8 protein-coding genes are annotated in these 6,972 nt (G+C 64.3%); 2 read left to right on the top strand and 6 right to left on the bottom strand.

The window, feature by feature from the left end:
• Positions 1 to 158, bottom strand: a 158-nt coding sequence (locus VFA16_RS21155; RefSeq protein WP_324969713.1) for a ferredoxin, incomplete at its 3' end; no start/stop codon positions are given.
• A gap of 8 nt (positions 159 to 166) precedes the next feature.
• A complete protein-coding gene (locus tag VFA16_RS21150; RefSeq protein ID WP_324969712.1) occupies positions 167 to 1,465 on the bottom strand; it encodes an NADH-ubiquinone oxidoreductase-F iron-sulfur binding region domain-containing protein in 1,299 nt (432 codons plus the stop codon).
• Positions 1,466 to 1,491: 26 nt separating this feature from the next.
• On the opposite strand from VFA16_RS21150, the gene VFA16_RS21145 reads away from it, so the two are divergent.
• Positions 1,492 to 1,950 carry a hypothetical protein gene (locus VFA16_RS21145; RefSeq protein WP_324969711.1) on the top strand — a complete coding sequence of 153 codons (459 nt, stop codon included), beginning with the start codon at positions 1,492 to 1,494 and terminating at the stop codon, positions 1,948 to 1,950.
• A 2-nt stretch (positions 1,951 to 1,952) separates the two neighbouring features.
• On the opposite strand, the gene VFA16_RS21140 is transcribed toward VFA16_RS21145, so the two are convergent.
• The 4 genes from VFA16_RS21140 to VFA16_RS21125 all read right to left on the bottom strand — a co-directional run bounded on the left by VFA16_RS21140 (position 1,953) and on the right by VFA16_RS21125 (position 5,535).
• Positions 1,953 to 2,819 (bottom strand): alpha/beta hydrolase, encoded by an 867-nt coding sequence (locus tag VFA16_RS21140; RefSeq protein ID WP_324969710.1) that lies wholly within the window; start codon positions 2,817 to 2,819, stop codon positions 1,953 to 1,955.
• Between the two features lie 61 nt (positions 2,820 to 2,880).
• Positions 2,881 to 3,273 carry a Rieske (2Fe-2S) protein gene (locus VFA16_RS21135; protein WP_324969709.1) on the bottom strand — a complete coding sequence of 131 codons (393 nt, stop codon included), beginning with the start codon at positions 3,271 to 3,273 and terminating at the stop codon, positions 2,881 to 2,883.
• Positions 3,274 to 4,419 (bottom strand): amidohydrolase family protein, encoded by a 1,146-nt coding sequence (locus tag VFA16_RS21130; protein ID WP_324969708.1) that lies wholly within the window; start codon positions 4,417 to 4,419, stop codon positions 3,274 to 3,276.
• A gap of 24 nt (positions 4,420 to 4,443) precedes the next feature.
• Positions 4,444 to 5,535, bottom strand: a complete 1,092-nt coding sequence (locus tag VFA16_RS21125; RefSeq protein ID WP_324969707.1) for an amidohydrolase family protein — start codon at positions 5,533 to 5,535, stop codon at positions 4,444 to 4,446.
• Between the two features lie 349 nt (positions 5,536 to 5,884).
• Between VFA16_RS21125 and VFA16_RS21120 the strand changes: the two genes are divergently transcribed.
• A complete protein-coding gene (locus VFA16_RS21120; protein ID WP_324969706.1) occupies positions 5,885 to 6,883 on the top strand; it encodes an acyl-CoA dehydrogenase family protein in 999 nt (332 codons plus the stop codon).
• The last annotated feature ends 89 nt before the right edge of the window (positions 6,884 to 6,972 follow it).

Here is a 6,972-nt window from a genome sequence, read left to right as displayed (position 1 = left end):
AGCAGCGCCCGCATGACTGCGTCGTGGTCCTCGTCGGCGACGGTGCCGTCCCCGGTCAGCGACGCGTATCCCCAGTCGTCGAGCGAAAAGTACTTCGGCGCATGCTTGGCGCAAATGCCGAATCCATCGCAGATGGTGCGGTCCAGCCGGATCGCCATGCGTTCGCTCACCTCCGCGTCACCGCTTCCACCTCGTAAGGCCGATCATCGCGGAACACGCCGAGACGGCAACGCTGGCAAGCGTTCTCAAGATGATGCTCGACCGCGTGGGGGAACTGGTCGAGCAGGCTGGCCGCCATGTTGGTTGCGGCGTCCAGAGTTGCGCACGCGCCGCGGCCGCGCAACATCACCGACCAGCGTCGCAATCGCTTGAGGTCCTCGCCGGTCGCCGCCCCGTCACGCAGCGCCCCGACGACGGCGGCCATCGCCGCGGTGCCGTTGAAACACGACCCGCACTGCCCGGCGTTTTCTCGATCGAAGTAGGCCAATACCGACGCGGCGACCGCCACCGCGCAGTCGTCAGTAAGGACCGAGATCGCTCCCGCGCCCAGCCCGCTGCCGAGCCCGCGCACCGTCTCGTGGTCCAAGGTGGCGTCGAGCACGGTGCGGTTGAGCATTCCGGCGAAGTAGCCGCCCATCAGGGCACCGCGCACTTGGTCGCCCGAAATCCCGTGCAGGGCAAGCAACTCTGTGAAGGGCAGGCCGTGCGGAAGCTCGTAAAGACCGGCTGGCCGGTCGGCGCCGGTGATCGTCAGCAAGAAAGTGCCCGGTGACATCGACGTGCCTTGGGTGCGGAAATCCGCCGAGCCGTGCTGCTGCAGATACGGCAGATTAGCGAGGGTTTCGACGTTGCTCACCACAGTGGGCCGTCCGCCGACACCCTCTTGGAACGGGCGCGGCGGCTTGTCGGTGGGTTTGACCGGGCCGCCGTTGAGTGCGCGGACCGCGGCGGTCTCTTCCCCGGCCACATATCCCGGATCCACCGTCCATATCCGCACAGGGACACCCACAGTGCCGCTGTCGAGTTCGGCTAGTGCGGCTTCGACGCTGCGGGCAGATTCCGGATCGGACACATACACGTATGCGCAGTCGGCGGCCACGATGGCAGCGGCCAGCCGCAGCCCGTCGAGGATCAAGTGTGGCCGATGGCGCAGTAGCCAACGGTCCTTGATCGACGCGGGTTCGCCCTCTTCGCCGTTGGCGAGCACAACCGTGCCGAGGCCGCTGCGTTGCCCGTTCTCGCGCACCGCCCGCAACTTCACCGCCAGCGGAAACGCTGCACCGCCGCGGCCCAACAAACCACTGCGCTCGACCTCCTCGAGCAGGTCGTCGGTGGACGCGAGAGGCCGGTAACCCCCGGTGTCGCGGTAGGCCGCGTAGTCCTCGCGACCGGGCTGCTCGCGCAGCAGCCTTGGCCCACATCCGGCCCAGGCGGCGATGGTGATTTGCGGAGCGGTGGTTTCCATCAGTTGGCTCTCGTTAGGCTTTCGACATGCGAACCGCCGTGGTGCGGGTCAACGTCGACCCATCCGGAGAGCTGGCTCCCGCGCAACTGAGCCAGGGCATGACGGCGCTGCGCAGGCTGGCCGACGAGATCGGCGTCGGAGTGGTCGACAAGCCGGTTGGTGGCCGAGAAGTGCAGCTGCTGATCGCGGGCAGCGATGCCGACACTGTCAGACAGAGGGCAACGCAGCTGTGCGCCAGGGCTTTCAAGACCACTCCGGTTGCCGGGGTGATCACCTACGTCAGCAGGGGAACCGACGACGATGCCCACGGCGTGCTGTCGGGCTTCGGGCTCACCGGTGAAATCAACCGCATTCCCGGCGACGACGGCTACGACGTCGTCTACGTGACACTGAGCCAAGCCGATTTGGAGCGGGTACCGGAAAGCCGGATCCACACCGCGCTGGAAGCCTCGCTCAACTGCGAAGTCCACATCTTGGCGAAGTAGCATCAGGAGCCCACGAATTCCAGGATCGCGGGCGCAGCCTGCACCCACGTGTCGAACATGTTGAAATGCTTCACATTTCCGGCGGCGCGTTCTTCGGCGGCACGCTCCCAGGCATCCTCGGGCCAGGGTGGATCTATGAGCTTCGATCCCTTGATCAGACAGCTGACTTCCAGCGACGTCCGCTTGGGATGATCCCAGTCGTTCTCGCCGCCGCGGATGATGAGCGTGGGAACCTGGATGCGGTCGAACATCTCGTCGTCGACACCGGGAATCGTTTGCCCCGGCTTGGACACGAACGCGTTGAGCCAGCGCAACATCACCTTGAGGAACTCGTCGCGGTCGAACTCCAGGAATCGCTGTTTGTTGTTCGGGTTCTCCTCGATGCGCTCGCGCCATTCAGGAACTTTCACGACCCCTTCCATACCCGTCCCGCGCGCCGCGAGAATGCTCGGGATCACGTAGTAGGAGCCGAGGACGAAGGTGCCGTAGATGCCGCCGACGATGTTCCACACCACCAGCTTGGTGACGAGTTCGGGGTAAAGCATTGTCGTCAGCATCGAATCGCGCGCACCGCCCGAGCCGCCGGCGATGATGCACGGGCCGAGGTCGAGTTTTGTCAGCAGGCCATGCAGGGTCTCGGCGCGCATGTGCGATTCGCTTTGCCCGTAGAACTGCACATCGGAAGCGCCGCAGTTGGGCCGGTCCCACAGCAAAACGCGGTAGCCGCCCTCGACCAGTGCCTCGGCCAGTGGGCGTAGGCCGGGGATTTCCTTGCTGAATCGGCCGCCCGGGGTCAGGACGATGAGATCACCTGAGTCACCCAAGATTTCGTAGACGACGTTACCGCCGTTGATCTCGATAGAAGACACGCCTGCTCCTGTCATGGCGACGCTCCTCCTCATCGCTTCGCTCTGCATCGTCGCCGTCGCGTCATGCCTGTACCAGCACGTCGTTGCCCACCACCCGGACCGGGTAAGTGCGAATGCTCCACTCCGGTTTGACCGCGGTGGTGCCGGTGGCGAGCTCGAATCCCCATTGGTGCCAGGGACAGTAGATGTATTCCTGATCACGCACCATTACCGCGTCGCCAGGCGCGTTCTCGTCGACGACGGTGCGGCCGCGGGTCCGCCCGGAGCACAGCGGACCGCCTTGGTGCGGACAGTAGTTGGCGATCGCATGGAATGTGCCGTTGACGTTGTAGACGCCCACACCATGACGGCCGATCGGCACCAGCTTGTGTGTGCCTGGCGGGATTTCGTCCACCGTGGCGACGATGTGTTCGCGGCCCTGGGCCAGCCGGGGCCGTGTGGTCTCGACGGGCATCTAGAACACCCGCACCTGACCTTCGAGGACGGGAACCGTCTCAGGGAGGTGATAGGTGGCAATGCCGTTTTTGAACATGACGGCTTCGCGCGCCGCTTTCGGTAGATGCTTGACCAGCCAACGCGGGTCGTCGAAGGTCCAGTGCGGGTAATCCGAGGAGTACAGCAAGATCTTGTCGCACTCCATCCACTCCAGCGCCCGGGTCAGTTCGGTCTTGTCCTCCGGGTAATCCAGCGGCTGCGTGGTGAACTTGATGTGCTTCTTGACGTATTCCGACGGCTTGCGTTTGATGTCCATCCGCGACTTACGGGCTTCATAGATCGCGTCCATCCGCCACATCAGCGGCAACACCCAGGTGAATGCGTGTTCGACGAAAACGATTCGAAGAGTGGGGAATCGGTCGAAAACGCCGTCGAAGATGAGACTCATCACCTGGTTCGCGGCGAGCAGTGAGTAGGTGACCATGAAGTCGTGGTTATAGCTGGGGAAGCCCACCGGCGGCATCGGCAGCATCTCATAGTTGCTGCGAGAGAGGTGACAGCTCACCACGATGTCGTGTTTGGTGGCGGCTTCCCACACCGGGTCGTACATTGGGTGGCCCCATGACGGCCGCGGCTCGGCCTTGAGCAGAATCTGCGCCATGTACGGATGGCCCGCCCAGCGCTCGATCTCGCGGGCCGCGCCCTGCGGGTCCTCGATCGCCACACAGATCGACCCGCGCCAGCGCTGGTGCCAGTTGTTGTGGCTGTCGAGCCAGTGGTTGGCCTGCCAGTCGTTGAGGGCGGACGACATTGCCTGGTGGGCTTCAGGTAGGCGGGGAGTGCGGGCGCCCGGTTCCAGGATCGCGATGTCTGAGCCGGCCTCCATGATCAGCTGCCGGAACGCCATATCCGGGTCGCTGCCCGGGAATTCGCCGTCGGGCGGGAACGTGTCCACGCGCATGGCGTAGGAGTGTGCGTAGTCGGGAGCGTCGTAGTAGATCAGCTCGCCGACCTTGTGGTCGAGGAAGAACTTGCTCCGCCACGGCTCCGGGATGTACTGGACGAGTTCGCCCCGCTTCGGCACCGGGTGGACGTCGGAGTCCACGCACCGGACGGCGATCTGCTCCTTCGCGGGAACCCGTTCCTGGGTCTGTATCAGCGTCATCGTGGTCTCCCTTGTCTACTACGTCTACTGTGCGGCTAACTGCGCCGGAATGTCTATGCCGTAGAGCCCGGCGGCGTTGCGCCAGCACACTTTTTCGCGTTGTTCGGCGGTGAGCGCCTTGGGCAGCTTCTGGACGTCCCAGCAGTGCCAGTGCGGATAGCTTGACCCGAACATCACCATGTCGTCTTTGCCCGTGAAGCCGAACCATTGGTCGGCGAAGTCAGCGTCGCCCGGACCGTCTAGACCGCCCGCCACGAAATACACATGCCCGGGCAGGTAGGCACTCGGAATCTGCGGTGCCCACGGTGTCTGCTCCAGATGCGGGCGCCCGAAGGTGTCCATCCGCCAGATGAACGGCGTCACGAAATCGGCGGCACCGTCGGCCCAGACGAACTTCACACCGGGGAACCGCTCGAACACTCCCTCGGCGATCATGTTCATCAAGTGGTACAGGTAGTTCAACGCCATGAAGCTGACGTACTGCTCGTAAGTGCGGGTATGCCCCGACGGCGTCGGCGGGAACCCGATACCTTCGCCAGTCTCGATGTGCACGGCTACCGGAAGATTGGCGTCGGCTGCCGCCTCCCACAACGGCCAGAACTGCGGCTTGCCGTAGAGCTCACGGGACTGGAGCGGAACGCCGATTTGCACGACGCGGGGGTGGTCCTTGTATTTGGCGAGCTCGCGCAGCGCGCCGGCAATGTCGTCAGGGTTGAGCCGGATGGTGCCGCGGAACCGCTCGCCGTACTGGCTGTGCTCCAGCCACCGCGACATCATCATCTCGTTGTGCGCCGCGCACAGTGCGCTGCCCAAATGCCGGTCGGGCATGATGCCGCGGCCCATCGGGTGCAGCACCGCCACGTCGACGCCGCGCTCGTTGAACAGGTGGTTGCCGACGAGATCCGGGTCGGAGCCGGGGTAGCCGCGATCCGGGCCACGGGTGTCACGCGCGTATTCGCCGCCCGGCGCCCCATACCAGTCCATCTCGTAGTCGGGGAAGCCGCGACTCTTGAATGGCTCACGCAAAAAGTTGCGGAGGTCAGGAGTCGACGCCGAAAAGATGTGCACGCTCGCGTCGATCACGGGCGTACGGGTTCCGTCCGGGTGCTGTATCACCTAAACCAACCCTTCGCGGTTCCGACGACTTGGTCGGACCAGCTGGCCATACGATAGGTAATCTAACATTTCCGTTGCTCGCTAATCAACGCGTTTCCGGTAAGCATTTCGATTAAACATTGTCCCTGGTAGTCGCCACTATTGCCACCACTGGCCGTAAGCGAAGTTCTTCAGAACGGATAATATCATTCTCGCCAGTGCTGGCACCCGCTGCTTTTCGAGCTAACCCGTGACGTATGTCTTCGGGTCCACGTGTCGTCTCCCCTTGATGGTCGGGTTGAGATTGCGACTGTGCTAATTGGAGAATGATATTCTCCAAGGTGTTGGTGACGGCGAGGAGGCAACCCGGATGCTTTTGGAGTTCGATGCTGACCAGCGGCTGTGGCAGGACACGGTGCGCGATGTCGTCACCAAGCAATGTCCGCCGTCGCTGGTACGCAGCGTCGCCGAGGATGGTGTCGACCCCACCCCGTTGTGGAAGTCCTATATGGATCTGGGCTGGACCGAGCTGAGCGACCCGGCCAGTGCAGTGGAGCTGGCCATCGTGCTCGAAGAGCTCGGCCGCGCCACCGATCCCACGCCGTTCTTGGCCACCATGACGCAGTTCGCGCCGTTGGCCGGCGGCCGCTTCGACCCGCACGAATCGGGCACCGCCGTCTACCACGGGGTGTCGGCGCACCGGCATGGCGAGGGGTGGGTGCTCGATGGCACGGCTCGCCACGTCCTCGACGGTGACCGGGTCGACCGGTTGGCGGTCGTGACCCACGCCGGGGTCTTCATTGTCGGGACCGGTGAGGTGTCTTCCCGCCGCAGTTCGGTTTTTGACCCGGTGTTGCATGTCGCCGAGGTGTCGTTCCCCGGGGTGCGAGTGTCCGACAGTGCTCGGGTGAAGGTCGACGCCGAGCGTGCCCACCATGTCGCGTTGACCGGGATGGCGATGACGATGGTCGGCGCCTGCCAACGCATCCTCGACCTGGTGCTCGAACACGTCAAAAGCCGTGAGCAATTCGGCGTGCCGATCGGCTCCTTCCAAGCCGTGCAGCACAAGGCCGCCGACATGCACGTCGCCGTGCAACGCGCTCGGGCGCTGGCCTACTTCGCCGCGCTGACGATCGCCGCCGACGACCCGCGGCGTCGGCTGGCCGCCGCGATGGCCAAGGCATCGGCGGGGGAATGTCAGTCGCTGGTGTTCCGGCATGGCCTGCAGTTGAACGGCGCGATGGGCTTCACGTGGGAGAACGACCTGCAGTTCGCGCTCAAGCGGGCCAAAGCGGGCGAGCACTTGCTCGGCGGCGCCGCCGAGCATCGCGCGCGAATCGCGGAGGAATACCGTGCAGCTGACTTTTGATTCCGACGTCGAGGAGTTTCGGGCGGAGTTCGCGGCCTTTCTCGACGAGAATCTGCCTCCCGCAAGCGAAACGCTGGAACGGCCGCGGT

This window comes from Mycobacterium sp., from assembly GCF_035653355.1.
GTDB lineage: Bacteria > Actinomycetota > Actinomycetes > Mycobacteriales > Mycobacteriaceae > Mycobacterium.
This window is presented reverse-complemented; position numbering and strand designations above follow the sequence as displayed.

Excerpts from the sequence above, each read along its gene's own strand:
- VFA16_RS21150 (WP_324969712.1), bottom strand. The coding sequence starts at position 1,465 with ATGGAAACCACCGCTCCGCAAATCACCATCGCCGCCTGGGCCGGATGT.
- VFA16_RS21145 (WP_324969711.1), top strand. The coding sequence starts at position 1,492 with ATGCGAACCGCCGTGGTGCGGGTCAACGTCGACCCATCCGGAGAGCTG.
- VFA16_RS21135 (WP_324969709.1), bottom strand. The coding sequence starts at position 3,273 with ATGCCCGTCGAGACCACACGGCCCCGGCTGGCCCAGGGCCGCGAACAC.
- VFA16_RS21130 (WP_324969708.1), bottom strand. The coding sequence starts at position 4,419 with ATGACGCTGATACAGACCCAGGAACGGGTTCCCGCGAAGGAGCAGATC.
- VFA16_RS21120 (WP_324969706.1), top strand. The coding sequence starts at position 5,885 with ATGCTTTTGGAGTTCGATGCTGACCAGCGGCTGTGGCAGGACACGGTG.